At 57.8% G+C, this 25902-nt stretch carries 23 protein-coding genes; 22 read left to right on the top strand and 1 reads right to left on the bottom strand.

Going from position 1 to position 25902, the window contains the following annotated elements:
- Window positions 1–64: 64 nt before the first annotated feature.
- The 15 genes from bamA (at window position 65) to ispD (ending at window position 18709) form a co-directional block, all read left to right on the top strand.
- Window positions 65–2440: an outer membrane protein assembly factor BamA gene (gene bamA / locus AC4ANK_RS21340; protein ID WP_002554722.1), complete on the top strand. Its 2376-nt coding sequence runs from the start codon at window positions 65–67 to the stop codon at window positions 2438–2440.
- A 45-nt stretch (window positions 2441–2485) separates the two neighbouring features.
- Window positions 2486–2989, top strand: a complete 504-nt coding sequence (locus AC4ANK_RS21335) for an OmpH/Skp family outer membrane protein (protein WP_002554721.1) — start codon at window positions 2486–2488, stop codon at window positions 2987–2989.
- A 2-nt stretch (window positions 2990–2991) separates the two neighbouring features.
- Window positions 2992–4047 carry a UDP-3-O-(3-hydroxymyristoyl)glucosamine N-acyltransferase gene (gene lpxD / locus AC4ANK_RS21330; RefSeq protein WP_002554720.1) on the top strand — a complete coding sequence of 352 codons (1056 nt, stop codon included), beginning with the start codon at window positions 2992–2994 and terminating at the stop codon, window positions 4045–4047.
- A 109-nt stretch (window positions 4048–4156) separates the two neighbouring features.
- A complete protein-coding gene (fabZ, locus tag AC4ANK_RS21325) occupies window positions 4157–4597 on the top strand; it encodes a 3-hydroxyacyl-ACP dehydratase FabZ (RefSeq protein ID WP_002554719.1) in 441 nt (146 codons plus the stop codon).
- Entirely contained in the window at window positions 4594–5370 is a 777-nt protein-coding gene (gene lpxA / locus AC4ANK_RS21320) for an acyl-ACP--UDP-N-acetylglucosamine O-acyltransferase (RefSeq protein WP_002554718.1), read from the top strand. The genes fabZ and lpxA overlap by 4 nt, the downstream gene beginning before the upstream one ends.
- A gap of 2 nt (window positions 5371–5372) precedes the next feature.
- On the top strand, window positions 5373–6515 hold the full coding sequence (lpxB, locus tag AC4ANK_RS21315; protein ID WP_002554717.1) for a lipid-A-disaccharide synthase: 1143 nt from the start codon (window positions 5373–5375) through the stop codon (window positions 6513–6515).
- Window positions 6516–6526: 11 nt separating this feature from the next.
- Window positions 6527–7180 carry a ribonuclease HII gene (gene rnhB / locus AC4ANK_RS21310; protein WP_002554716.1) on the top strand — a complete coding sequence of 218 codons (654 nt, stop codon included), beginning with the start codon at window positions 6527–6529 and terminating at the stop codon, window positions 7178–7180.
- A 68-nt stretch (window positions 7181–7248) separates the two neighbouring features.
- Window positions 7249–10770: a DNA polymerase III subunit alpha gene (dnaE, locus tag AC4ANK_RS21305; RefSeq protein WP_002554715.1), complete on the top strand. Its 3522-nt coding sequence runs from the start codon at window positions 7249–7251 to the stop codon at window positions 10768–10770.
- Window positions 10771–10898: 128 nt separating this feature from the next.
- Window positions 10899–11846 (top strand): acetyl-CoA carboxylase carboxyl transferase subunit alpha, encoded by a 948-nt coding sequence (gene accA / locus AC4ANK_RS21300; RefSeq protein WP_002554714.1) that lies wholly within the window; start codon window positions 10899–10901, stop codon window positions 11844–11846.
- Between the two features lie 152 nt (window positions 11847–11998).
- Window positions 11999–13336, top strand: a complete 1338-nt coding sequence (gene tilS / locus AC4ANK_RS21295) for a tRNA lysidine(34) synthetase TilS (RefSeq protein WP_002554713.1) — start codon at window positions 11999–12001, stop codon at window positions 13334–13336.
- Window positions 13337–13598: 262 nt separating this feature from the next.
- On the top strand, window positions 13599–15230 hold the full coding sequence (gene pyrG, locus AC4ANK_RS21290) for a CTP synthase (RefSeq protein ID WP_002554712.1): 1632 nt from the start codon (window positions 13599–13601) through the stop codon (window positions 15228–15230).
- A 14-nt stretch (window positions 15231–15244) separates the two neighbouring features.
- On the top strand, window positions 15245–16090 hold the full coding sequence (kdsA, locus tag AC4ANK_RS21285) for a 3-deoxy-8-phosphooctulonate synthase (RefSeq protein ID WP_004666021.1): 846 nt from the start codon (window positions 15245–15247) through the stop codon (window positions 16088–16090).
- A 139-nt stretch (window positions 16091–16229) separates the two neighbouring features.
- On the top strand, window positions 16230–17516 hold the full coding sequence (gene eno / locus AC4ANK_RS21280) for a phosphopyruvate hydratase (RefSeq protein WP_002554711.1): 1287 nt from the start codon (window positions 16230–16232) through the stop codon (window positions 17514–17516).
- Window positions 17517–17706: 190 nt separating this feature from the next.
- The gene (ftsB, locus tag AC4ANK_RS21275) at window positions 17707–17985 is read left to right on the top strand and encodes a cell division protein FtsB (RefSeq protein WP_002554710.1); all 279 of its coding nucleotides are present in this window, start codon (window positions 17707–17709) and stop codon (window positions 17983–17985) included.
- Between the two features lie 13 nt (window positions 17986–17998).
- On the top strand, window positions 17999–18709 hold the full coding sequence (ispD, locus tag AC4ANK_RS21270; RefSeq protein ID WP_002554709.1) for a 2-C-methyl-D-erythritol 4-phosphate cytidylyltransferase: 711 nt from the start codon (window positions 17999–18001) through the stop codon (window positions 18707–18709).
- On the opposite strand, the gene AC4ANK_RS21265 is transcribed toward ispD, so the two are convergent.
- A complete protein-coding gene (locus AC4ANK_RS21265; RefSeq protein ID WP_170947352.1) occupies window positions 18710–19600 on the bottom strand; it encodes a LysR family transcriptional regulator in 891 nt (296 codons plus the stop codon).
- 110 nt (window positions 19601–19710) lie between these two features.
- Between AC4ANK_RS21265 and AC4ANK_RS21260 the strand changes: the two genes are divergently transcribed.
- From AC4ANK_RS21260 to AC4ANK_RS21230, 7 genes are all read left to right on the top strand, one after another.
- On the top strand, window positions 19711–20823 hold the full coding sequence (locus tag AC4ANK_RS21260) for an S-(hydroxymethyl)glutathione dehydrogenase/class III alcohol dehydrogenase (protein WP_002554707.1): 1113 nt from the start codon (window positions 19711–19713) through the stop codon (window positions 20821–20823).
- Between the two features lie 75 nt (window positions 20824–20898).
- Window positions 20899–21744 (top strand): S-formylglutathione hydrolase, encoded by an 846-nt coding sequence (fghA, locus tag AC4ANK_RS21255; RefSeq protein ID WP_002554706.1) that lies wholly within the window; start codon window positions 20899–20901, stop codon window positions 21742–21744.
- 53 nt (window positions 21745–21797) lie between these two features.
- Window positions 21798–22271 (top strand): 2-C-methyl-D-erythritol 2,4-cyclodiphosphate synthase, encoded by a 474-nt coding sequence (ispF, locus tag AC4ANK_RS21250; protein WP_002554705.1) that lies wholly within the window; start codon window positions 21798–21800, stop codon window positions 22269–22271.
- Entirely contained in the window at window positions 22268–23326 is a 1059-nt protein-coding gene (gene truD / locus AC4ANK_RS21245) for a tRNA pseudouridine(13) synthase TruD (protein WP_002554704.1), read from the top strand. The genes ispF and truD overlap by 4 nt, the downstream gene beginning before the upstream one ends.
- The gene (surE, locus tag AC4ANK_RS21240; RefSeq protein ID WP_002554703.1) at window positions 23314–24063 is read left to right on the top strand and encodes a 5'/3'-nucleotidase SurE; all 750 of its coding nucleotides are present in this window, start codon (window positions 23314–23316) and stop codon (window positions 24061–24063) included. The genes truD and surE overlap by 13 nt, the downstream gene beginning before the upstream one ends.
- 41 nt (window positions 24064–24104) lie before the next feature.
- Window positions 24105–24740 (top strand): protein-L-isoaspartate(D-aspartate) O-methyltransferase, encoded by a 636-nt coding sequence (locus tag AC4ANK_RS21235; RefSeq protein ID WP_002554702.1) that lies wholly within the window; start codon window positions 24105–24107, stop codon window positions 24738–24740.
- Window positions 24741–24948: 208 nt separating this feature from the next.
- Window positions 24949–25815, top strand: coding sequence for a peptidoglycan DD-metalloendopeptidase family protein (locus AC4ANK_RS21230; protein ID WP_002554701.1), 867 nt, complete (start codon window positions 24949–24951; stop codon window positions 25813–25815).
- Window positions 25816–25902: the final 87 nt, after the last annotated feature.

The raw sequence follows: 25902 nt of genomic DNA, 5'->3' as shown, positions 1-25902 counted from the left end.
AGTTGCGAATCTGCCGCATTTTGCGGCAGTTTGTTTATTGCCAGTTGGAATAAGAAAGGACTTCATGAAACGTCTGCTGCTAACTGCGGTTCTTTCCGCACTGATGATCGCTGAAGTTCACGCCGAGTCCTTCACCATCTCCGATATTCGTGTCAATGGCCTCCAGCGGGTATCCGCCGGCAGTGTTTTTGGTGCGTTGCCGCTGAACGTAGGCGAGCAGGCGGACGATGGTCGTTTGGTCGATGCTACCCGTTCGCTGTTCAAAACCGGTTTCTTTCAAGATATCCAGCTGGGTCGCGATGGCAACGTACTCGTCATCAACGTCGTCGAGCGTCCTTCGGTTGCAAGTATCGAAATCGAAGGCAACAAGGCCATCTCCACCGAAGACCTGATGAAGGGGCTGAAACAGTCCGGTCTGGCCGAGGGTGAAATTTTCCAGCGTGCAACCCTTGAAGGTGTGCGTAACGAGCTGCAACGCCAATACGTTGCCCAGGGCCGTTACTCTGCTGAGGTTGACGCCGAGGTCGTTCCACAGCCGCGCAACCGCGTAGGCCTGAAAATCAACATCAATGAAGGCACCGTCGCCTCCATTCAGCATATCAACGTGGTGGGCAACACGGTCTTTTCCGACGAAGACCTGACCGACCTGTTCGAGCTCAAGACCAGCAACTGGCTGTCGTTCTTCAAGAATGATGACAAGTACGCCCGTGAAAAGCTGTCGGGTGACCTTGAGCGTCTGCGTTCGTACTACCTCGATCGCGGCTATATCAACATGGATATCGCCTCGACCCAGGTCTCGATCACGCCGGACAAGAAGAACGTGTACATCACGGTCAACATCAACGAAGGCGAAAAATACAGCGTCAAGTCGGTCAAACTCAGCGGTGACCTGAAGGTTCCTGAAGACCAGGTCAAGTCTCTGCTGCTGGTACAGCCGGGTCAGGTGTTCTCGCGTAAGGTCATGACTACCACGTCCGAATTGATCACCCGTCGTCTGGGTAACGAAGGCTACACCTTCGCCAACGTCAACGGCGTGCCGACCCCGAACAACGAAGACCACACGGTCGACATCACCTTCGTGGTCGATCCTGGCAAGCGTGCCTACGTCAACCGCATCAACTACCGCGGTAACACCAAGTCGGAAGATGAAGTGCTGCGTCGCGAAATGCGTCAGATGGAAGGCGGCTGGGCCTCGACCTACCTGATCGACCAGTCGAAAACCCGTCTGGATCGTCTGGGCTTCTTCAAGGAAGTCAACGTCGAGACTCCACCTGTTCCAGGCACCGACGATCAGGTCGATGTGAACTACGCCGTTGAAGAGCAGGCGTCCGGTTCGATCACCGCCAGCGTCGGCTTCGCGCAAAGCGCCGGTCTGATCCTCGGTGGTTCGATCAGCCAGAACAACTTCCTCGGTACCGGTAACAAGGTCAGCATTGGCCTGACCCGCAGCGAATACCAGAGCCGTTACAACTTCAGTTACGTCGATCCGTACTACACGCCGGACGGTGTCAGCCTGGGTTACAGCGCGTTCTACCGCACCACCAACTACGATGACCTCGACGTTGATGTTGCAAGCTACGCGGTAGACAGCCTGGGTGCCGGTATCAACCTTGGCTACCCGATCAGCGAAACCTCGCGCCTGACCTACGGCCTGACCGTGCAGCAGGATGAGATCAAGACCGGCAAGTACACCGTTGACGAGATCTTCGACTTTGTTGAAAAAGAAGGCGACAAGTACCTGAACTTCAAGGGCTCGGTCGGCTGGTCTGAATCGACTCTGAACAAAGGCGTACTGGCGACCCGTGGTCATTCGCAAAGCCTGGTGTTCGAATCTACCTTACCGGGCAGCGACCTGTCGTTCTTCAAGCTGGATTACCGTGCGCAGTACTTCCACCCGATCACCGATAACTACACTCTGCGTCTGCACACAGAGCTAGGTTATGGCGACGGCTACGGTTCGACCTCGGGTCTGCCGTTCTACGAGAACTACTATGCCGGTGGTTTCAACTCGGTTCGTGGCTTCAAGGACAGCACGCTTGGTCCGCGCAGCACGCCTAGTAACGGTTCCAAACCCGGTACGTTGGCCGATCCGGACCAGGATCCACTGCCGTTCGGTGGTAATGCCCTGGTGCAGGGTGGCGTAGAAGTCATGTTCCCGCTGCCATTCGTCAAGGACCAGCGTTCCCTGCGCACCTCCGTGTTCTGGGATGTCGGCAACGTATTTGATACAAACTGCGATTCCAGCAGGAAGACAGCCAGTGGCAAAAACGTCGAATGCAACAACATCGACCTTTCCGGCATGGCCAGCTCTGTGGGTATCGGTGTCACCTGGATCACTGCGCTCGGCCCTCTGAGCTTCGCCTTGGCGATGCCGATCAAGAAGCCGGACGACGAAGCAGAAACTCAGGTCTTCCAATTCTCCCTGGGTCAGACTTTCTAAGCGTCTGATCTTTGATAACGCAACGAATTTTGTAGGAGTTGTATTGTGCGTAAGTTGACTCAATTGGTACTGCTGGCAACCGTTCTGGTCGCAAGCCCTGCATTTGCCGACATGAAAATTGCCGTACTGAACTATCAGATGGCCTTGCTGGAATCTGATGCTGCCAAGAAATACGCTGTTGATGCCGAGAAAAAATTCGGTCCGCAACTGACCAAGCTGAAGAGCCTGGAAAGCAGCGCCAAGGGTATCCAGGACCGTCTGGTCAGCGGCGGCGACAAGATGGCTCAGCCTGAGCGCGAGCGTCTGGAGCTTGAATTCAAGCAAAAGGCTCGTGACTTCCAGTTCCAGTCCAAGGAACTGAACGAAGCCAAGGCTGTTGCTGACCGTGAAATGCTCAAGCAGTTGAAGCCAAAACTGGATCAGGCTGTTGAAGAAGTCATCAAGAAAGGTGGTTTCGACCTGGTCTTCGAGCGCGGTGCAGTGATTGACGTCAAGCCTCAATACGACGTTACTCGCCAGGTCATCGAGCGCATGAACCAGCTGAAGTAACCATGAGCATAACCATCAAGCTCGGCCAATTGGCCGAGTTCCTTGGCGCTACGCTACGTGGCGACAAGTACAAGGACATCACCGGGCTGGCTGCTTTACAAGAAGCCGGCCCTGGTCAAATCAGTTTCCTGGCAAAATCTCAATACCGTAAATTTCTGGTCGATGCCCAGGCTGCTGCCGTGCTGCTAAAGCCCGCAGATGCCGACAGCTACACCGGAGATGCGCTATTGGTCCCGGATCCTTACCTGGCCTATGCGCGCATTTCGCACTTTTTTGACCCCAAGCCCAAAAGCGTGGCTGGCGTTCATCCGACGGCAGTGATTGCCGACGATGCTGAGGTTGATCCTGCCGCCAGTATTGGCGCTTTCGTCGTTATCGAGAGCGGTGCCCGTATTGCAGCCGATGTCACCATTGGTGCGCACAGCTTCATCGGTGCGCGTTGCGAAATCGGTGAAGGTGGCTGGCTGGCCCCGCGGGTAACGCTTTATCACGATGTGCGCATCGGCAAACGTGTGGTCATTCAGTCGGGCGCGGTGCTGGGCGGTGAAGGTTTCGGCTTTGCCAATGAGAAGGGTGTCTGGCAGAAAATTGCACAAATCGGTGGCGTCACTTTGGGTGATGACGTCGAGATCGGCGTTAATACGGCGATCGATCGCGGTGCTCTGGCCGATACGCGAATTGGCAACGGCGTGAAACTGGACAACCAGATTCAGATTGCCCACAACGTACAGGTTGGCGATCACACAGCGATGGCTGCGTGTGTTGGCATCTCCGGAAGCACCATAATCGGCAAGCACTGCATGCTGGCCGGCGGTGTCGGCCTGGTAGGGCATATCGAAATCTGTGATGGTGTTTTCATCACCGGCATGACGATGGTGACGCATTCCATTACCGAGCCGGGTTCGTACTCGTCCGGTACTGCCATGCAGCCGGCCGCCGAGTGGCGCAAGAGTGCAGCTCGTCTGCGCAAGATCGATGATATGGCGCGACGTCTGCAAAAGCTTGAAAAGGCTGTAGAGACGGTGACCTGCGCCGATAATCGATCATCTGATGGCTGATACCTTTTTAATATCAAGCGTGCACAGTCGATAAACTGCCTCCTTGATGTAGAGGGGTGCTGCGCAGTCGCGACGCACCCCTAATCTTTACTACAGGCTTCCCCTCGAAATGATGGACATCAAAGAAATTCGCGAATACCTGCCTCATCGTTACCCGTTCCTGCTGGTGGACCGTGTGACCGAGCTGGATATCGAGAACAAGAACATTCGCGCCTACAAGAATGTCAGCGTCAACGAGCCTTTTTTCAACGGCCACTTCCCCGAGCATCCCATCATGCCGGGTGTGCTGATCATCGAAGCTATGGCGCAGGCTGCCGGTATTCTTGCGTTCAAGATGCTCGACTCCAAGCCGTCAGACGGTACGCTCTATTATTTCGTCGGTTCTGACAAACTGCGTTTCCGTCAACCGGTTCTGCCGGGCGACCAGCTGGTTCTTGAAGCGAAGTTCCTGAGCAGCAAGCGTCAGATCTGGAAGTTCGAGTGCAAGGCTACAGTTGACGGCAAGGCGGTATGCTCTGCCGAAATCATCTGTGCGGAACGTAAACTATGAGTTTGATTGACCCTCGCGCAATCATCGATCCGACGGCCATTCTGGCCGACAACGTTGAGGTTGGCCCCTGGTCGATCATCGGAGCCGGTGTGGAAATTGGCGAGGGTACAGTCGTCGGTCCTCATGTTGTCCTTAAGGGACCCACCAGGATCGGCAAGCACAATCGCATCTACCAGTTCTCATCGGTGGGCGAAGACACGCCTGATCTGAAATACAAGGGCGAGGAAACCCGTCTTGTCATCGGTGATCACAATGTGATCCGTGAAGGTGTGACCATCCACCGCGGGACTGTTCAGGACCGTGCCGAAACCACGCTGGGCGATCACAACCTGATCATGGCTTATGCACACATCGGCCATGACAGTGTGATCGGCAACCACGTGATACTGGTCAACAACACCGCGCTGGCAGGCCACGTTCATGTCGATGACTGGGCCATCCTGTCCGGTTTTACTCTTGTGCATCAGTTCTGCCATATCGGTGCTCACAGCTTTTCCGGCATGGGTACGGCCATCGGCAAGGACGTTCCGGCGTTCGTGACGGTGTTTGGCAACCCGGCCGAAGCGCGCAGCATGAATTTCGAGGGCATGCGCCGTCGTGGTTTTTCCGAAGAAGCCATTCATGCGCTGCGCAGAGCCTACAAGACAGTCTATCGTCAGGGGCTGACCATCGCTCAGGCGGCGGCCGACCTTGCCGAGCCGGCGGCGCAGTTCCCTGAAGTGGCCGTATTCCTTCAGTCTATCCAGACGTCGACCCGCGGTATCATTCGCTAATCATGACCAAGCCATTATGTATCGCTCTGGTCGCTGGTGAAGCATCCGGCGATATCCTCGGGTCCGGCCTGATGCGCCCCCTCAAGGTGCGCCATCCCGATATCCGTTTCATCGGCGTGGGTGGCCCGTTGATGGAGGCTGAGGGCATGCAGTCCTACTTCCCGATGGAGCGCCTGTCGGTGATGGGGCTGGTCGAGGTGCTTGGCAGGCTGCGTGAGCTGCTGGCCCGTCGCAAGCTGCTGGTACAGACCCTCATCAATGAAAAGCCGGACGTCTTCATCGGCATCGATGCCCCCGACTTCACACTCAATATCGAACTTCAGCTACGCCGCGCGGGCATCAAGACCGTGCACTATGTCAGCCCGTCAGTCTGGGCCTGGCGTCAGAAGCGTGTGCTGAAGATTCGTGAAGGCTGTGATCTGATGCTGACATTGTTGCCATTCGAAGCCCGTTTCTATGAAGAGAAGGGCGTACCGGTACGCTTTGTCGGTCACCCGCTGGCAGACACCATCCCTCTGGAGTCAGATCGCGCCGCAGCCCGCGCAGGGCTTGGCCTTGCTCAGGAAGCGCCCGTTGTTGCGTTAATGCCGGGCAGCCGGGGCGGCGAAGTAGGTCGTCTGGGCGGTTTGTTTTTCGATGCTGCCGAGCTTCTTCTCGCCCAGCGCCCTGGCTTGCGCTTCGTACTGCCCTGCGCCAGTCCTCAGCGACGGGCTCAGGTAGAGCAGCTGTTACAAGGCCGCAATCTGCCAGTCACGCTGCTCGACGGGCGGTCGCATGTGGCGCTGGCAGCATGCGATGCGGTACTGATCGCCTCCGGCACCGCGACTCTGGAAGCCCTGCTTTACAAGCGGCCTATGGTGGTGGCCTACCGTCTGGCACCGCTGACCTTCTGGATACTCAAGCGGATGGTCAAAAGCCCTTACGTGTCGCTGCCTAACCTGCTTGCCCAGCGCCTGCTGGTGCCAGAACTGCTGCAGGATGACGCCACCCCCGAAGTGTTGGCGCGGACGCTGCTGCCGCTGATCGACGACGGTCAGGCGCAAACCGCAGGCTTTGATGCCATTCACCGTATTCTGCGCCGAGATGCGTCCAATCAGGCCGCCGACGCGGTGTTGAGCCTGCTCGGCCAGTCGTCTTCACAGTGAGGTCGCCCATCATGCAAACAGGTCTGGATTTCACACTCGTCGAGGATCTGGTAGCAGGTGTTGATGAAGTAGGCCGTGGCCCGCTGTGCGGCGCGGTTGTAACGGCGGCAGTCATTCTCGACCCTGCCCGACCTATTCTCGGGCTCAACGACTCAAAGAAGCTGACTGAAGCCCGGCGCGAAAAACTCTACGTCGAAATTCAGGAGAAGGCCCTGTGCTGGTTCATTGCCCGGGCTGAAGTTGAAGAAATCGACCAATTGAATATTTTGCACGCCACGATGCTGGCCATGAAACGTGCCGTCGAGGGGCTGAGTATCACGCCGAAGCTGGCGCTCATCGACGGTAACCGTTGCCCGCAGTTGTCAGTGCCTTCTGCGCCGGTTGTAAAGGGCGACTCCAGGGTGCCTGCCATCGCGGCCGCGTCGATTCTCGCCAAGGTCAGCCGGGATCGGGAAATGGCAGCGTTCGAACTCATCTATCCGGGTTATGGCATCGGTGGGCACAAGGGTTATCCTACGCCGGTGCACCTGGAGGCATTGGCCCGGCTCGGACCTACGCCCATTCACCGACGCTCCTTTGCACCTGTGCGTGCAGCCCATGAAGCGCGAGCATCCATAATGATCGGCGGGTCGATCCCGCTGCCAGTCGGTTTATTGCAGGACTGACGTTTCATCCCGGGCCCGTTACAATCCTGCCCTTCGTTTTTTGTATTTTCGCGTTTTATAGGATCACCATGCCGGCTTCTTTCGTTCATCTACGCCTGCACACCGAATACTCGCTGGTTGACGGTCTGGTCCGGGTCAAACCGTTGATCAAGGCGCTGACTGGCATGAACATGCCTGCCGTGGCGGTGACCGACCAGAACAACATGTGTTCGCTGGTCAAGTTCTACAAGGCCGCGCAAGGCTCGGGTATCAAGCCAATCTGTGGTGTCGACTTGTGGCTGGCGGGCAGGGATGAAGACGCTGCGCTCAGTCGCATCAGCCTGCTGGCCATGAATGCCCAGGGCTATCGGAACCTGACCGAACTGATTTCCCGTGGTTTTATCGAAGGCCAGCGCAACGGCCAGATCGTCATCCAGCGCCAATGGGTCGCGCAGGCCAGTGAAGGCGTGATTGCGCTTTCCGCTGCAAAGGAAGGCGAGATCGGCATGGCGCTGCTCGGCGGCAACCCCGGCGAGGCGGACGAACTGCTGCGCGAATGGATGGCGGTATTTCCCGATCGTTTCTATATCGAAGTGCAGCGCACCAATCGCAACAATGACGAAGAGCATTTGCATGCCGCTGTTGCCTTGGCCGAACGCCACGGTGCGCCGCTGGTTGCGACCAACGATGTGCGTTTCATCAAGCAGACTGACTTCGAAGCCCACGAGACTCGCGTTTGTATTGGCGAAGGCCGGGCGCTGGACGATCCGCGTCGTTCGCATAACTACAGCGATCAGCAATACCTGAAAAGCCCGGAAGAAATGGCCGAGCTGTTCAGCGACCTGCCCGAGGCGCTGGAAAACACCGTCGAGATCGCCAAGCGCTGTAACATCGACGTTAAGCTGGGCACTCACTTTTTGCCCAACTTCCCGATTCCTGATGGCATGACCATCGATGAGTATTTCCGCAAGGTCTCGTTCGATGGTCTCGAAGAGCGTCTTGCCGTCCTGTTGCCCAAGGACACCACCGAAGATTACGAAGCCAAGCGTCAGGTGTATGTCGACCGGCTGAATTTCGAGCTGGATATCATCATCCAGATGGGCTTTCCCGGCTACTTCCTTATCGTGATGGACTTCATCCAGTGGGCCAAGAGCAACGGCGTACCGGTGGGGCCGGGTCGTGGTTCGGGTGCCGGATCGCTGGTTGCCTATGTGCAGAAGATCACCGACCTCGACCCGCTGGAATACGACCTGCTGTTCGAACGCTTCCTGAACCCGGAGCGGGTTTCAATGCCCGACTTCGACGTCGACTTCTGCATGGACGGCCGTGATCGGGTGATCGAATACGTGGCCGAGAAATACGGTCGCAATGCGGTCAGCCAGATCATCACCTTCGGTTCCATGGCCGCCAAGGCAGTGGTGCGTGACGTGGCGCGGGTGCAGGGCAAGTCTTACGGGCTGGCTGATCGTCTGTCGAAGATGATCCCGTTCGAAGTCGGCATGACCCTCGAAAAGGCCTACGAGCAGGAAGAAATTCTTCGCGACTTCCTCAAGGTTGATGAGGAGGCTGCAGAAATCTGGGAGATGGCGCTCAAGCTTGAAGGCATTGTGCGTAACGTCGGTAAGCACGCCGGTGGTGTGGTTATTGCCCCGACCAAGCTGACCGACTTTTCGCCGATCTATTGCGACGAGGCCGGTGACGGTCTGGTAACCCAGTTCGACAAGGACGATGTCGAGGCGGCGGGGCTGGTGAAGTTCGACTTCCTCGGTCTGCGTACCCTGACCATCATCGACTGGGCGCTCAAGACCATCAACCGCGACCGCGCCAAGGTCAACGAAGAGCCGCTGGACATCGCGTTCATCCCGCTCGATGACATGCCGACCTATCAGTTGTTGCAGCGTGCCGAAACCACTGCGGTGTTCCAGCTCGAGTCGCGCGGCATGAAAGAGCTGATCAAAAAGCTCAAGCCCGACTGCCTGGAAGACCTTATCGCACTGGTAGCACTGTTCCGTCCCGGCCCGCTGCAATCGGGCATGGTGGACGACTTCATCAACCGCAAACACGGTCGTGCAGAGCTGTCCTACCCGCACGTCGATTATCAGTACGAAGGCCTGAAGCCGGTACTGGCACCGACCTATGGCATCATTCTGTATCAGGAACAGGTGATGCAGATCGCCCAGGTCATGGCCGGTTACACCCTCGGCGGTGCGGACATGCTGCGTCGCGCAATGGGCAAGAAAAAGCCCGAGGAAATGGCCAAGCAGCGCGGTGGTTTCATCGAGGGTTGCAAGACCAATAACATCGACCCGGACCTTGCCGGTAACATCTTCGACCTGGTGGAAAAATTCGCCGGTTACGGCTTCAACAAATCCCACTCGGCTGCCTACGGACTTGTGTCGTACCAGACCGCCTGGCTGAAGACCCACTACCCGGCGCCGTTCATGGCTGCCGTGTTGTCGGCGGATATGCACAACACCGACAAGGTCGTGACCTTGATCGAAGAAGTGCGCACGATGAAGCTGCGCCTCGACGCGCCGGACGTGAACACCTCGGAGTTCAAGTTCACGGTAAGCGACGATGGCCGCATTCTTTACGGGCTTGGCGCCATCAAAGGGGTGGGCGAGGGCCCGGTCGAAGCGATTACCGATGCGCGTCAGAACGGGCCGTTCAAGGACCTGTTCGATTTCTGCGCCCGCGTCGATCTCAAGCGGGTCAACAAGCGAACGCTGGATGGTCTGATTCGCAGCGGTGCGCTGGATCGTCTCGGGCCGTACTTCGAACTGGAACCCAAGGCCTATCAGGCCAACATTGATCGTAACCGCTCGGTGCTGCTTGCCGCGCTGGAAGAAGCCATTCAGGCGGCAGAGCAGACCGCGCGCAGCCACGACAGTGGTCACGCAGACCTGTTTGGCGGCCTGTTCGTTGAAGCGGATGCCGATGTTTACGCCAATCATCGTAAGACCCGCGAGCTGAGCCTCAAGGACCGTCTGCGCGGTGAAAAGGAAACCCTGGGCCTGTACCTGACCGGTCACCCGATCGATGAATATGAAGGCGAGATTCGCCGCTTCGCTCGTCAGCGCATCATCGACCTCAAGCCCGCCAGAGACACCCAGACGGTGGCCGGCCTGATCATTGCCTTGCGCGTAATGAAGAACAAGAAGGGCGACAAGATGGGGTTCATTACCCTGGACGATCGCTCTGCACGCATTGAAGCATCACTGTTTGCCGAAGCGTTTCATTCGGCTCAATCACTGCTGCAGACCGATGCTATGGTGGTGGTCGAAGGCGAAGTCAGTAATGATGACTTCTCCGGGGGGCTGCGGTTGCGCGCCAAGCGGGTCATGAGTATCGAAGATGCGCGCACCAATCTGGCCGAGAGCCTGCGAGTGACGGTACGCGCCGAAGCACTCAAGGGCGACCGGCTGCGCTGGTTGGGTGATCTGTGCAAGCGCCATCGCGGTGCCTGTCCGATCACAGTGGACTACACGGGGCAGGACGCCCGTGCATTGCTGCAATTGGGAGAAGCATGGCGGATTGATCCCGCTGACAGCTTGATTCAAGCTCTGCGTGACCAGTTCGGACGTGAGAACGTCTTTCTCCAGTATCGTTGAACGTCGCAGGCTCGACTTGCGCTCAACCCTGAATTTTAATTTCGACCTGAACGCGCCGGTTCCGAACAGGAACGGCGCAGACGGATCAACCGGCCGGCCTCTTGGCCGTCGACCCAAGACGGATGCCTATGAACCCGAATTTTCTTGATTTCGAACAGCCTATCGCTGACTTGCAGGCCAAAATCGAAGAACTGCGCTTGGTGGGTAACGACAACTCGCTGAACATCGGCGACGAGATCTCCCGGCTGCAAGACAAGAGCAAGACGCTTACCGAAAGCATCTTCGGCAACCTGACCAGCTGGCAGATCGCGCGCATGGCACGCCATCCGCGTCGTCCCTACACGCTGGACTACATCGAAAACATCTTTACCGAGTTCGATGAGCTGCACGGTGATCGTCATTTCTCCGATGACGCAGCAATCGTCGGCGGTATTGCCCGTCTCGACGGCCAGCCGGTCATGGTTATCGGCCACCAGAAAGGTCGTGAAGTGCGCGAGAAGGTTCGTCGCAACTTCGGCATGCCGCGTCCCGAGGGCTATCGCAAGGCTTGCCGTCTGATGGAGATGGCCGAACGCTTCAAGATGCCGATTCTGACCTTCATTGACACACCGGGTGCCTACCCTGGTATCGACGCGGAAGAGCGCAACCAGAGCGAAGCGATTGCCTGGAACCTGCGCGTGATGGCCCGTCTCAAGACGCCGATCATCGCTACCGTTATCGGCGAAGGCGGTTCCGGTGGTGCGCTGGCCATTGGCGTCTGTGATCAGTTGAACATGCTGCAGTATTCGACCTACGCGGTAATCTCTCCGGAAGGCTGCGCGTCGATTCTGTGGAAAACCGCCGAGAAGGCACCGGATGCTGCCGAAGCCATGGGTATCACCGCTGACCGCCTGAAAGGATTGGGTATCGTCGACAAGGTCATCGCCGAACCACTGGGTGGCGCGCATCGTGATCCGGTCGCCGCCGCTGCCTTGATTCGCGAAGAGTTGAGCAGTCAGCTGGCGATGCTCAAGGAGTTCGATAACGATGAGCTGCTGGCCCGCCGTTATGACCGCTTGATGAGCTACGGTCTGTAAGCTGCGTCGCCACGATCGTTCCCACGTCTTGCGGGCTTCTGCCCGAAAGGCGTGGGAGCGAACCGCGCGACACTTCGTTTGTTCGCGAAAGGGCTGGCTTGAGCATTGAACCGTTCAGTGCGTGAATAAGCGAAGTTCGGTGAGAAACACCAATGACCACCTCCACACACAGCGGTCATGACCTTCCTGCCAGGCTCCTTCAGGCTTTGGTTCCCTGGCGCAACGCGCCAACCTGGCATATCGGCTTTTCCGGTGGCCTCGATTCCACGGTGCTGTTGCATCTTCTGGCTAAGCTCGCCAAGTGCGAAAGCCTGCCTGTCTTACACGCCATTCATGTTCATCACGGCCTGCAGGCCGCTGCCAATGCGTGGCCTGAACATTGTCGGCGGGTTTGTCAGGCGCTGGGTGTGGCATTTGAGCTGGTTCGGGTACACGTCGATCCTGGTGCGAGCATCGAGCAGGCTGCCCGGCAGGCGCGTTACACCGCGTTCACTGACAGGCTGGCTGAGGGGGATGTGTTGCTCACCGGCCAGCACCGTGACGATCAGGCCGAGACCCTGCTGTTCCGTCTGCTGCGCGGCGCTGGTGTACGCGGTCTGGCTGCCATGCCCGGTCAGCGAATTCTGGGGCGTGGGCATTTGGTGCGACCGCTGTTGGCAGTGTCTCGTGTCGAACTTGAAGGCTACGCACATCAGCACGGTCTGCATTGGGTCGAAGACCCGAGCAACGACGACTCTCGGTTCTCGCGCAACTTCTTGCGCAGTGACGTGCTGCCATTGCTGACCTCAAGATGGCCTCAGGCATCGATCAGTTTGGCGCGCACGGCGTGCCACCTCGGCGAAGCACAGCAATTGCTGGACGAGCTTGCGGTGCAGGATCTGGCCGGTGCCCAGGCCACGACACCATTTGCCTGGCTTGGTTTGCCGGTGCTGAGCATTGGCCCGCTTGCCGTGCTGTCCGCAGCAAGGCAGCGCAATGCATTGCGCCACTGGCTTGCGCCGCTGACGCGTCTGCCGGATACCGATCACTGGGCTGGCTGGGAGGCATTGCGCGACGCAGCGCAGGATGCCCGTCCGCTGTGGCGGCTTGCCGATGGCGAGCTGCACAGGGCGCAGGGCTGCATCTGGTGGGTGCCCGCTGACTGGGAGCATGTCCGTCACCCGGTAACAGACTGGCCCGACTGCCGCACACCGTTGCACTTGCCGGGCAATGGCTGGGTAAGCATTGAAGGTGATGCGCCGTGTGGCGCTCTGCAAATCCGCTACCGGCAGGGAGGAGAGGTGATGCACCTCGGCGGACGCGGCAGTCGTGATCTAAAACGGCTGCTAAATGAGCAGGCTGTACCGGTTTTTCTGCGCGGCAGATTGCCGCTGCTCTACTGTGATAATGACCTGCTGGCCGTCGCCAACCTGCCTGGACTGGACGGTTCGCCCAATGAAAGCTGGCGTTTGCACTGGGTTGTACCGACCAGCGACCAAAGTTTGAGCTGAAAGGCCCTTTCAGGTAGACTACGCTCCCTTCTTGATACAACTTCTGTTGGTTCTTTTGAAACAACGCAAGTTGCCGGTTACCAACCAGTGTTTGCTGGGTAATTCTTAAAATGTAGCGCACACCACACTGGCTTCGGCCGGTCGGTTTCAACGCAGCAGTTTGGGAGTGCACCGTGAATTTTGTCGGTAATCGGGGGCTTCGGCCTTCCTTCGCTATCCCCGGCGGCTCTGACCGCTTTAACGCAGACTTCTAGGGTTTTTCATGACGCGCTACATCTTCGTCACGGGCGGTGTTGTTTCTTCATTGGGGAAAGGCATTGCCTCGGCTTCATTGGCGGCCATCCTGGAGGCGCGGGGACTCAAGGTCACCATGCTCAAACTGGATCCCTACATCAACGTGGACCCAGGCACCATGAGCCCGTTCCAGCACGGTGAGGTGTTCGTCACTCACGACGGCGCCGAGACCGACCTGGACCTTGGTCACTACGAGCGGTTCATCCGCACCACCATGACCCAGAACAACAACTTCACCACCGGCCGTGTGTACGAACACGTCCTGCGCAAAGAGCGCCGTGGTGATTATCTGGGGGCGACCATTCAGGTCATTCCGCATATCACCGACGAAATCAAGCGCCGCATCATCAAGGGTGCAGGCGATGCCGATGTGGCGCTGGTCGAAATCGGCGGCACGGTGGGTGACATCGAGTCGCAGCCGTTCCTCGAGGCCATCCGCCAGTTGCGTTTCGAAGTCGGCGCACGCCGCGCGATGCTGATGCACCTGACGCTGGTGCCGTACATCGCTACTGCCGGCGAGACCAAGACCAAGCCGACTCAGCATTCGGTGAAGGAATTACGCTCCATCGGTCTGCAGCCTGATGTGCTGGTCTGCCGCTCCGACCACCCGATCGACGTGTCGTCGCGTCGCAAGATCGCTCAGTTCACCAACGTTGAAGAGCGTGCGGTTATCGCCCTTGAAGACGCGGACACCATCTACAAGATCCCGGGCATCCTGCATTCGCAAGGCCTGGACGATTTTGTGGTCGAGCGCTTTGGCCTGCAATGTGAGGGTGCCGATCTGTCCGAGTGGGACAAGGTCGTCGACGCCAAGCTCAACCCCGAGCACGAAGTCACCATCGCGATGGTCGGCAAATACATGGAACTGCTCGACGCCTACAAGTCGTTGATCGAAGCCATGAGCCACGCCGGCATCACCAACCGTACCAAGGTGAACCTGCGTTATATCGATTCCGAAGACATCGAAAACCAGGGCACCGGCCTGCTTGAAGGCGTGGATGCGATTCTGGTTCCAGGCGGCTTTGGCCTGCGTGGGGTCGAGGGCAAGATCACTGCCGTCCAGTTTGCACGGGAAAACAAGGTTCCGTATCTGGGCATCTGCCTGGGCATGCAAGTGGCGGTCATCGAGTTCGCACGTAACGTGCTGGGCTGGAAAGACGCCAACTCCACCGAGTTCAACCGTACCAGCGCGCACGCCGTGGTGGGTCTCATCACCGAGTGGGAAGATGCCACTGGTGCAGTCGAAACCCGTACCGAAAGTTCCGATCTGGGCGGCACCATGCGTCTTGGGGCGCAGGATTGCCAGCTTGAAGCTGGTTCGCTGGTACACGACTGCTACCGCAAGGACGTGATTGTCGAGCGTCATCGTCATCGCTACGAAGTGAACAACAATCTGCTGCCACAACTGATCGAGGCTGGACTGAAGATTTCCGGTCGCTCCGGCGACGGTGCGCTGGTTGAAGTGGTCGAAGCACCGGATCATCCATGGTTCGTCGCTTGCCAGTTCCACCCGGAATTCACTTCCACGCCCCGTGACGGTCATCCGCTGTTCAGCGGTTTCGTCAAGGCTGCACTGGCTCAACATCAGAAAAACTCCTGACAGGGACTTCACACATGGCTCAGAAAACAATTCGCGTAGGTTCGATCGAGATCGCCAACGACAAGCCAATGGTGCTGTTCGGCGGCATGAACGTACTCGAGTCCCGGGATATGGCCATGCAGGTCTGTGAAGAGTACGTAAGGGTGACCGAAAAGCTCGGTATCCCTTATGTGTTCAAAGCCAGCTTCGACAAGGCCAACCGCTCTTCGGTGAATTCCTACCGCGGGCCGGGCCTTGAAGAGGGCATGCGTATTTTCGAAGAGATCAAGCGCACCTTCAACGTGCCGCTGATCACCGACGTGCACGAGCCTCATCAGGCGGCCGTGGTTGCTGAAGTGTGCGACATCATCCAGTTGCCGGCCTTCCTGTCGCGTCAGACCGATCTGGTCGTTGCGATGGCGAAGACCGGAGCAGTCATCAACATCAAGAAAGCCCAGTTTCTCGCACCTCAGGAAATGAAACACATCCTGACCAAGTGCGAAGAGGCGGGTAATGATCAGTTGATTCTCTGCGAGCGGGGTTCCAGCTTCGGTTACAACAATCTGGTGGTGGACATGCTCGGCTTCGGCGTCATGAAGCAGTTCGAATACCCGATCCTGTTCGATGTGACACACGCCCTGCAAATGCCGGGTGGTCGCTCCGATTCTGCCGGTGGCCGCCGCGCTCAGGTCCTGGATCTGGCCAAGGCCGGCATCAGCCAGAATCTGGCCGGCCTGTTCCTTGAAGCGCATCCGGACCCTGACAACGCCAAATGCGACGGCCCGTGTGCCCTGCGTCTGGACAAGCTGGAGCCGTTCCTGGCCCAGCTCAAGTCACTGGATGAACTTGTCAAAAGTTTTCCGATCGTAGAGACCGCTTGAACAGGGTTCTCCGGTAAAGTGCCGTTCCCCGTCATTCGTGACGGGGTTGTCGCATTCAGACCTGCCTTTTTTTGCGTCTGACTGCGAGCATTGTTTTCCCAGCTGCGTCGTTTTCGTCAATCTTGGAGTGTTTACAACAATGGCAAAAATCGTCGACATCAAAGGTCGTGAAGTTCTCGACTCCCGTGGCAATCCCACTGTAGAAGCAGATGTGGTCCTCGATAACGGCATCGTTGGCAGCGCCTGCGCGCCGTCTGGTGCTTCAACCGGCTCGCGCGAAGCGCTGGAGCTGCGTGATGGCGACAAGAGTCGTTACATGGGCAAGGGCGTTCTGAAGGCTGTAGCCAACATCAACGGCCCTATCCGTGACCTGCTTCTGGGCAAGGACCCGGTTGACCAGAAGGCTCTGGATCACGCGATGATCAAGCTGGACGGCACCGAGAACAAGGCAAGCCTGGGTGCAAACGCAATTCTTGCGGTCTCCCTGGCAGCTGCCAAGGCGGCGGCTCAGGATCAGGATCTGCCGTTGTACGCGCACATCGCCAACCTCAATGGCACACCGGGCGTGTACTCCATGCCGGTGCCGATGATGAACATCATCAACGGTGGCGAGCATGCTGATAACAACATCGACATCCAGGAATTCATGATCCAGCCTGTCGGCGCCAAAACCTTCGCTGAAGGCCTGCGCTGGGGCACCGAGATTTTCCATCACCTCAAGGCAGTGCTCAAGGCGCGTGGCCTGAACACCGCTGTTGGCGACGAAGGCGGTTTCTCGCCTAACCTGGCGTCCAACAAGGAAGCGCTCGACGCTATTGCCGAAGCCGTCGCCAATGCGGGTTACACGCTGGGCACCGACGTGACCCTGGCGCTGGACTGCGCGGCGAGCGAGTTCTACAAGAACGGCAAGTACAAACTCAGCGAAGAGGGCGAGTACAGCTCCGCCGAGTTTGCCGAATACCTTGCCGAGCTGACGCGCAAGCACCCGATCATTTCCATTGAAGACGGTCTGGACGAGTCCGATTGGGATGGCTGGAAAGTTCTCACCGACAAGATCGGCGAGAAAGTCCAACTGGTCGGTGACGACCTGTTCGTAACCAACACCAAGATCCTGAAAGAAGGCATCGACAAGAAGATCGCCAACTCGATTCTGATCAAGTTCAACCAGATCGGCTCCCTGACCGAAACGCTGGAAGCCATTCAGATGGCCAAAGCTGCCGGTTACACTGCGATCATCTCTCACCGTTCCGGCGAAACCGAAGACTCGACCATTGCCGACCTGGCTGTGGGCACGTCTGCCGGTCAGATCAAAACCGGTTCGCTGTGCCGCTCCGACCGCGTCTCCAAGTACAACCAACTGCTGCGCATCGAGGAGCAATTGGGCTCCAAGGCCGCGTATCGTGGTCGTGCCGAGTTTCGCGGTTGAGCCATAGATGGTAAAAAGACGCAGAGTGCTGCACAGACTCGAGTCACCTGACTTGCCTGCGCAGCTCCGATGCTGACGCTCCGCGGTAATCTGGAGTGATTGAGCCTGGCTTATGTCAGGCTCAATGCCCTCAGTCGTTTGTTGTTCACGTTGGCTCTGCTGTCTTTTTTACTGGGTACCTGATATTTCAATGCGCAGTCCTAACTGGTTGTTCCTCGTCCTGCTCCTGTTGCTGGCTGGCTTGCAGTACCGCCTTTGGGTCGGTAACGGAAGCCTTGCGCAAGTGGCCAGCCTGACTCAGCAGATTGCCGACCAGCACGCTGAGAATGAGGTGCTGCTGGAGCGCAACCGCGTGCTTGATGCCGAGGTCATGGAGTTGAAAAAGGGTCTGGAAACCGTCGAAGAACGTGCCCGACATGAGCTCGGCATGGTCAAGGACGGCGAAACCCTTTACCAGCTCGCGCAATAATCAAGTTGGTGCCATGAAAGACTTTCTTCCTGCCTTCTGGGCAGTGATACCTGCTGCGGGCATTGGTGCTCGCATGGCAGCTGACCGTCCCAAGCAATATTTGCAACTGGGCGGCCTGACAATTCTTGAACACAGCCTGCTTTGCTTTCTCGATCACCCTCGGCTCAAGGGCCTGGTGATCAGTCTGGCTGTGGACGACCCTTACTGGGCTGCATTGCCCTGCGCTAAAGATGCCCGCATTCAACGAGTGGATGGCGGCAGCGAGCGTTCAGGCTCGGTGCTCAATGCGCTTCTGCACCTGCCTGCGCAGGGCGCGAGTGACAATGACTGGGTGCTGGTGCATGACGCTGCGCGTCCTAATCTGGCGCGCAGTGATCTGGATAATCTGCTCGGTGAGCTGGCTGACGACCCGGTTGGCGGCCTGCTGGCCGTACCGGCTCGCGATACCCTCAAGCGTGCCGACAGCAGTGGTCGCGTGCTTGAAACTGTCGACCGGAGCCTGATCTGGCAAGCATTCACGCCGCAGATGTTTCGCCTTGGGGCCCTGCATCGCGCCCTGGCGGACAGTCTGGTGTCGAACGTGAACATCACCGATGAGGCATCGGCCATCGAGTGGGCGGGGCAGTCGCCACGCCTGATCGAAGGGCGGTCCGATAACATCAAGGTCACTCGCCCCGAGGATCTTGAATGGTTGCGTCAACGCCGCACTGAGTTCGGCCATTAGCTACTGGCGATACTCATCGCGCATCGCCAATCCTTCTTTAAGATAGTCCACCAGCTTGCGTACCTTGGGCGACAGGTGCCTTTGCTGCGGATAGAGCGCCCAAACGGCAGTATTGGGCGGTTGATGGGCTTCCAGCAATGAAACCAGCGTTCCGTCATTGAGGTGTTTCTGCACGTAATAGTCCGGCAACTGACACAGGCCAACCCCATGTAGCGCGGCATCCAGCACCGCCTGACCGCTGTTGCAGCGCCAGTTGCCCTGTACTCTCTGAGAAAACTCGCGGCCATTCTGCTGAAGTTGCCAGGTATCGCTGCCCCCGACCAGACAGTTGTGGCGATTCAGTTCCGACAGGCTGTGAGGTCGCCCGTAGCGTTCAATGTAGGAAGGCGCAGCACACAGATACATTTGCCGTGGCGCGAGGCGGGTTGCAACCATGCGCGAATCCTGTAGCCGGCCAAGGCGAATCGCCAGATCCATCCCTTCATGCACCAGATCAAGCGTTTCGTTGCTCAGCTCAATGTCGACCCGCAAGTGCGGATACAGGTCCATGAAGCGTGTCACCAGGGGCGTGATGAAGCGCTCGCCATAAGCCACAGCGCAGGTCATGCGCAGCAACCCTTTTGGCTCGCTGGCCAGATCGCCTACAGCGCGCAGTGCTTCTTCGCGGCCGTCCTGCAAACGTTGGCAGTGATGCAAAAAAGTTTGACCAGCCTCGGTCAGCGCGACCTTGCGCGTGCTGCGATAAAGCAAACGGGTTTGCAGTCGTTCTTCAAGGCGCACGATCTGGCGGCTGATGTGTGACGAGGAAACCCCAAGCCTTTGTGCTGCCGCTGTGAACTGGCCACATTCAGCGACCGCAACGAATTCGTCCAGACCTTCCCAGCGATTGATGTGCATGGATTATCCCTGTACAGCATTAATGTTTTGCTTTTAGCCGTATTACTCGCCAATTGGCACTGTACTACACTGCAAACCTTGTTTTTACCCGTCGGAGAAGTTTGATGATCAAGTCGCGCGCTGCTGTCGCTTTTGAAGCCAAAAAGCCATTGGAGATCGTTGAAGTCGATGTCGCCATGCCCAAGGCCGGAGAAGTGCTGCTCAAAGTAGTGGCTTCCGGCGTCTGCCATACCGATGCCTACACACTTTCCGGTGCCGATCCCGAAGGGATTTTCCCATCGATCCTCGGCCACGAAGGCGGTGCGATTGTCGAAGCCATTGGCGAAGGTGTCACCTCTGTCGCGGTCGGTGATCACGTTATTCCGCTGTACACCCCGGAATGCCGCCAGTGCAAATTCTGCCGTTCGGGCAAGACCAACCTGTGTCAGGCGATTCGTGCCACGCAGGGTAAAGGCCTGATGCCGGATGGCACCACGCGTTTTTCCTACAAGGGCGAGCCGATTTTCCACTACATGGGCACTTCGACCTTCTCCGAATACACCGTACTGCCGGAAATCTCGGTGGCCAAAATCGACAAACAGGCACCGCTGGAAAAAGTCTGCCTGCTGGGTTGTGGTGTCACCACCGGTATCGGTGCGGTGCTCAACACTGCCAAGGTCAAGCCTGGCGATACCGTAGCGATCTTCGGTCTGGGCGGTATCGGCCTCTCAGCGTTGATCGGCGCGGTCAAAGCCAAAGCGTCTCGAATCATCGCCATTGATATCAACCCGGCCAAGTTCGAGATCGCCAAACAGTTGGGCGCGACTGACTGCGTCAATCCGAAAGATTTCGACCGTCCTATTCAGGAAGTCATTGTTGACATGACCGATGGCGGCGTCGACTTCTCGTTTGAGTGCATCGGTAATGTGCAACTGATGCGTGCAGCGCTGGAATCCTGCCACAAGGGCTGGGGCGAGTCGGTCATTATCGGCGTGGCCGGTGCCGGTCAGGAAATCTCTACCCGTCCGTTCCAGCTGGTGACAGGACGCGTCTGGCGCGGTTCGGCATTTGGTGGCGTGCGTGGCCGCACCGAACTGCCAAGCTATGTCGACATGGCGCAGACCGGTGAAATCCCGCTGGACACGTTCATCACCCATACCATGGGCCTGGAAGACATCAACAAGGCGTTCGACCTGATGCATGAAGGCAAAAGCATCCGCACCGTCATTCATTTTTGAGGAGCAGCGGCAAGCGGCAAGCACGAAGATTTGTTACATGCTTGTAGCTTGCCGCTTGCAACTGGAGGAAGCGACATGCCTTTGGAAAATATTTCCTGCCAGAAAAGCTTCGGCGGCTGGCACAAGCGTTACAAACACCACTCTCAAGTACTGGGTTGTGACATGGTGTTTGCGGTCTATCTGCCGCCCCAGGCAGAGCAGGGCAGCAAGCTCCCGGTGCTGTACTGGTTGTCCGGTCTGACCTGCACCGACGAGAACTTCATGCAGAAAGCCGCCGCTCACCGGCTCGCTGCCGAGCTGGGCATTATTATCGTGGCATCCGACACCAGCCCGCGCGGTGCCGACGTAGCAGACGACCCTGAGGGTGCCTGGGACTTCGGTCAAGGGGCAGGCTTCTATCTCAATGCCACCGAACAGCCATATGCGCGGCATTACCAGATGCATGATTACGTCGTCAGGGAGCTGCCAGCCCTTATCGAAGAGCACTTCCCGGCGTCAGAGGCGCGCAGTATCAGCGGGCACTCGATGGGCGGGCATGGGGCGCTGGTCTGCGCACTGCGCAATCCCGGTCGCTACAGGTCGGTATCGGCGTTCTCGCCGATCAGCAATCCGATTGACTGCCCGTGGGGGCAAAAGGCGTTCTCCCGTTATCTGGGTGAAGACCGTTCGCGTTGGCGCGAGTGGGATGCCAGTGTGTTGATTGGGCAAGCGTCGGAAAAACTGCCGACGCTGGTGGATCAGGGTGATCGTGATGACTTTCTGGTCAATCAGCTCAAGCCTGAAGTTCTGGTTCAGGCCGCCAAGGCTGCGAACTATCCGCTGACCTTGCGGATGCAGCCAGGTTATGACCACAGCTATTTCTTCATCGCCAGCTTCATCGAAGACCATCTAAGGCATCACGCTGAAGCCTTGAACAGCTAACGAGCGCCAAAGCAGGTAGAATCACGCCCTGACTTTTTTCAGGGCGTTTTTTTATGCGTATTGGCCATGGCTATGATGTGCACCGTTTCGCTGAAGGCGACTTCATTACCTTGGGCGGCGTGCGGATTGCACACGGGTTCGGCCTGCTGGCCCATTCCGATGGCGATGTCCTGCTGCATGCCCTGAGCGATGCGCTTTTGGGTGCCGCGGCACTGGGCGATATCGGCAAGCACTTTCCTGACACCGATCCGCAGTTCAAAGGTGCCGACAGCCGCGTGCTGCTGCGTCATGTCCTCAAGCAGATCCACGGCAAAGGCTGGAAAGTCGGTAATGTCGACGCCACCATCGTTGCCCAGGCACCGAAAATGGCACCGCATATCGATGCCATGCGTGCCTTGATCGCTGAAGATCTACAGGTTGAGCTGGACCAGGTGAACGTGAAAGCGACAACGACAGAAAAACTCGGCTTTACCGGACGTGAAGAAGGCATCGCGGTGCATGCCGTTGCGTTGTTGCTGCGCGCATGAATGAACTTGAACTGCTTGGCCCCAGGGCCTACGGCGATGCACTGGGTCGTGCAGCCCTCAAGGCGACTGCCGAAGACTTTCAGGTCGACGAAGTGCTGGACATTCCGCTTTCAGGCGATGGCGAGCATTTATGGCTGTGGGTCGAAAAACGCGGCCTGAATACCGAAGAGGCGGCACGTCGGCTGGCCCGGGCCGCGGGGGTGCAGTTGCGTACGGTCAGCTATGCCGGTCTCAAGGACCGCCAGGCACTGACCCGCCAGTGGTTCAGCATTCAACTGCCGGGCAAGGCCGATCCTGATCTGTCGGCCGCGCAGGACGATACGCTGCAGATTCTCAAAAGCACTCGACACAAGCGCAAGCTGCAACGCGGTGCTCACGCTGCGAATGGCTTTACGTTGCGGCTTACGCAACTGGATGCTGATACGGACGCTTTGAACCAGCGCCTTGAAATAATTGCCCGGCAGGGCATCCCCAACTACTTTGGTACGCAGCGTTTCGGTTATCAGGGCGGAAATCTTGGCGAGGCACGCGATTACGCTGCCCGCAAAGCGCTGCCTGAGCAACGTGCGGTGCGTTCGCGATTGTTATCCACAGCGCGCAGCTACCTGTTCAATCGGGTTCTGGCAGCCCGCGTTGCCGATGGCAGCTGGGAAAAGGCTCAGGTAGGGGATCTGCTCGCTTTCACCGACAGCCGCAGCTTTTTTCCGGCGGGTGTTGATGAGTGCAGCGATCCTCGGCTGGCGATTCTCGATCTGCACCCTACCGGGCCGCAGTGGGGTGAAGGCCCTTCGCCAGCCGGTGGCGCGACGGCAGAACTGGAAAATGCCATCGCCAATGATGAGTCTGCGTTGCGTGACTGGCTGGTCAGAGCGGGCATGGCGCACGAACGACGCATCCTGCGACTGCCCATTGGGCGGCTGACGTGGCATTATCCCGAATCTGACATTCTGCAACTGGAATTCGTCCTTCCGCCCGGATGCTTCGCCACCGTTTTAGTGCGCGAACTCATTGATCTGGTGCCGGTTGGGCAGACGGACAGCCCATGCGTATTCTGATATCAAATGATGACGGGGTGAACGCGCCCGGTCTTGTCGCGCTCCATGCGGCGCTGGCGGACTATGCCGAGTGCGTGGTGATCGCCCCTGATCAGGACAAAAGCGGTGCCAGCAGTTCCCTGACACTCGACCGGCCCTTGCACCCACATACACTGGCCAATGGCTTCATCAGTCTCAATGGTACGCCGGCCGACTGCGTGCATCTGGGGATTCATGGGTTATTGGAGCATCAACCGGACATGGTGGTTTCAGGTATCAACCTGGGTGCCAATCTGGGCGACGATGTACTGTATTCCGGAACGGTCGCTGCAGCGCTTGAAGGGCGTTTTCTGCAGCGTCCGTCGTTTGCCTTTTCGTTTTTGTCACGTCAGCCGGATAATCTGGCGACGGCGGCGCATTATGCGCGTTTGCTGGTCGAGGCCCATGAGCAACTCGACCTGCCACCCCGCACGGTACTGAACGTGAATATTCCGAACCTGCCGCTTGAGCATATCCGCGGCATTCAACTGACCCGACTGGGGCACCGTGCCCGTGCTGCGGCGCCGGTAAAGGTTGTCGACCCGCGTGGTCGTGCCGGCTACTGGATTGCCGCTGCCGGCGATGTAGAGGACGGCGGTGCTGGCACCGACTTCCATGCGGTGATACAGGGTTACGTATCGATTACACCGTTGCAGCTGGATCGAACTTATCAGGACGGATTCAGCAGCCTGAATACCTGGCTGGAGGGTCTTCGTTGATGTCGCGCGAGCAGGATGATCTATTGCGTCGCGGGATCGGGATGACCTCGCAGCGCACCCGTGAACGTCTGATCCAGCGCCTCTGCGAAGAGGGTATTTCCAACCAGCGGGTGCTGGACGTCATTCGCAAGACGCCCCGGCATCTGTTTGTCGATGAAGCGCTGGCGCATCGCGCTTATGAAGACACAGCGCTGCCCATCGGCCACAACCAGACGATTTCCCAGCCTTACATGGTCGCGCGGATGAGCGAGCTGCTATTGGCAGCAGGTCCGCTGGACAAGGTCATGGAGATCGGTACAGGGTCGGGCTACCAAACCGCGGTGCTGGCGCAGCTGGTGGAGCGTGTATTTTCGGTCGAGCGTATCAAAGTCCTTCAGGACCGCGCCAAGGAGCGTCTGGTCGAGCTCAATCTGCGTAATGTGGTTTTCCGCTGGGGCGACGGCTGGGAAGGCTGGCCTGCTCTGGCACCTTATAACGGCATTATCGTCACGGCAGTGGCAACCGACGTACCGCAGGCGCTGCTTGATCAACTGGCACCTGGAGGTCGGCTGGTCATACCGGTGGGTTCGGGAGAGGTTCAGCAATTGATGCTGATCATCCGTGAAGAAAACGGTTTTTCCCGGCACGTACTGGGGGCTGTGCGCTTCGTGCCACTGCTCAACGGGCCAATCGCGTGAAGATTGTCTGCGGTAAACAGTGAATTCTGGCTTCAGTCATTGGTCTACAGCGCGCGGCCCGGAATGTTGAATGGCCTGATGGCATCATTCCATGTAGCTGATTGATACATAACAACGTTTTTTCAACGGTTAATCACTGGCTGCCCGTCGCTATTACGGCACAATAGGCATCTTTTTTGAATTCAGTCACCAGTAAAGGGAGTGGCGGGTGAGTCTCACAGTCATTCAGCAGCTCAGGTCTTCAAGAAGTTATCAGCGTCTGGTGATTGGCATTGCTCTCAGTGTCCTTTTGGTCGGCTGCTCCAGCACGCCTTCAGGCGGTGTTCGTGTCGTTGATCGTAACGGTAATGCCGTTGCCCAGCGCCCGACGGTAACCACCGGCCAATACGTGGTCAGGCGCGGTGACACGCTTTTTTCTATTGCATTCCGTTACGGCTGGGACTGGAAAGCGCTGGCTGCCCGTAATCAGATCCCCGAGCCGTTTACCATCAAGCCAGGTCAGACAATTCGCTTTGACGGGCGCTCCTCTTCAACGCAGGACGTAGCGTCGACTTCTGGCGCAGGACGTCCGGTGACCTCTACATCAACCAGCACCAGCAGTTCCGGATCCGTCAAAACTACGGTTATTTCCAAGCCTGTTGCGGTTGTACCTGTGGTAATACCTCCTTCTGCGACCACCGGGACAGGCCCGGCCGGCAAGTCTCCGACGGGTTGGACCTGGCCTTCAAGTGGCATTTTGATAGGAAAATTTTCCTCAAACGGCAGTTTGAATAAAGGAATTGATATCGCTGGTGATTTGGGACAGCCTGTTTTGGCAGCGTCTGATGGTTCAGTTGTTTACGCCGGAAGTGGATTACGGGGCTACGGCGAATTGATCATCATCAAACACAGCGATACCTACGTCAGTGCCTACGGTCATAATCGCAGGCTTTTGGTACGGGAAGGTCAACAGGTCAAGGCAGGGCAAACGATTGCCGAGATGGGGTCAACAGGAACTGACCGGGTGAAACTGCATTTTGAGATTCGCCGCCAAGGGAAACCTGTAGATCCATTGGGATTTTTGCCACGTCGTTGATAGTTGCCAGCCTGTTCCGGGCGTATTAGGAACAGGCTCAAGTGTTGCCATGGAATCAGGCGATACTGGAGCTTGAGGTCGAACTCA

The sequence above is a fragment of the Pseudomonas sp. Pmew2 genome, assembly GCF_058129885.1.
Note: the sequence above shows the minus strand (reverse complement) of the source record. Positions and strands in the feature narration are given on the sequence as shown.

Bases quoted from the DNA above. Each gene is read 5' to 3' on its own strand.
- bamA (WP_002554722.1), top strand. From the start codon at position 65: ATGAAACGTCTGCTGCTAACTGCGGTTCTTTCCGCACTGATGATCGCT.
- lpxD (WP_002554720.1), top strand. From the start codon at position 2,992: ATGAGCATAACCATCAAGCTCGGCCAATTGGCCGAGTTCCTTGGCGCT.
- fabZ (WP_002554719.1), top strand. From the start codon at position 4,157: ATGATGGACATCAAAGAAATTCGCGAATACCTGCCTCATCGTTACCCG.
- lpxA (WP_002554718.1), top strand. From the start codon at position 4,594: ATGAGTTTGATTGACCCTCGCGCAATCATCGATCCGACGGCCATTCTG.
- lpxB (WP_002554717.1), top strand. From the start codon at position 5,373: ATGACCAAGCCATTATGTATCGCTCTGGTCGCTGGTGAAGCATCCGGC.
- rnhB (WP_002554716.1), top strand. From the start codon at position 6,527: ATGCAAACAGGTCTGGATTTCACACTCGTCGAGGATCTGGTAGCAGGT.
- dnaE (WP_002554715.1), top strand. From the start codon at position 7,249: ATGCCGGCTTCTTTCGTTCATCTACGCCTGCACACCGAATACTCGCTG.
- accA (WP_002554714.1), top strand. From the start codon at position 10,899: ATGAACCCGAATTTTCTTGATTTCGAACAGCCTATCGCTGACTTGCAG.
- tilS (WP_002554713.1), top strand. From the start codon at position 11,999: ATGACCACCTCCACACACAGCGGTCATGACCTTCCTGCCAGGCTCCTT.
- pyrG (WP_002554712.1), top strand. From the start codon at position 13,599: ATGACGCGCTACATCTTCGTCACGGGCGGTGTTGTTTCTTCATTGGGG.
- kdsA (WP_004666021.1), top strand. From the start codon at position 15,245: ATGGCTCAGAAAACAATTCGCGTAGGTTCGATCGAGATCGCCAACGAC.
- eno (WP_002554711.1), top strand. From the start codon at position 16,230: ATGGCAAAAATCGTCGACATCAAAGGTCGTGAAGTTCTCGACTCCCGT.
- ftsB (WP_002554710.1), top strand. From the start codon at position 17,707: ATGCGCAGTCCTAACTGGTTGTTCCTCGTCCTGCTCCTGTTGCTGGCT.
- ispD (WP_002554709.1), top strand. From the start codon at position 17,999: ATGAAAGACTTTCTTCCTGCCTTCTGGGCAGTGATACCTGCTGCGGGC.
- AC4ANK_RS21260 (WP_002554707.1), top strand. From the start codon at position 19,711: ATGATCAAGTCGCGCGCTGCTGTCGCTTTTGAAGCCAAAAAGCCATTG.
- fghA (WP_002554706.1), top strand. From the start codon at position 20,899: ATGCCTTTGGAAAATATTTCCTGCCAGAAAAGCTTCGGCGGCTGGCAC.
- ispF (WP_002554705.1), top strand. From the start codon at position 21,798: ATGCGTATTGGCCATGGCTATGATGTGCACCGTTTCGCTGAAGGCGAC.
- truD (WP_002554704.1), top strand. From the start codon at position 22,268: ATGAATGAACTTGAACTGCTTGGCCCCAGGGCCTACGGCGATGCACTG.
- surE (WP_002554703.1), top strand. From the start codon at position 23,314: ATGCGTATTCTGATATCAAATGATGACGGGGTGAACGCGCCCGGTCTT.
- AC4ANK_RS21235 (WP_002554702.1), top strand. From the start codon at position 24,105: ATGACCTCGCAGCGCACCCGTGAACGTCTGATCCAGCGCCTCTGCGAA.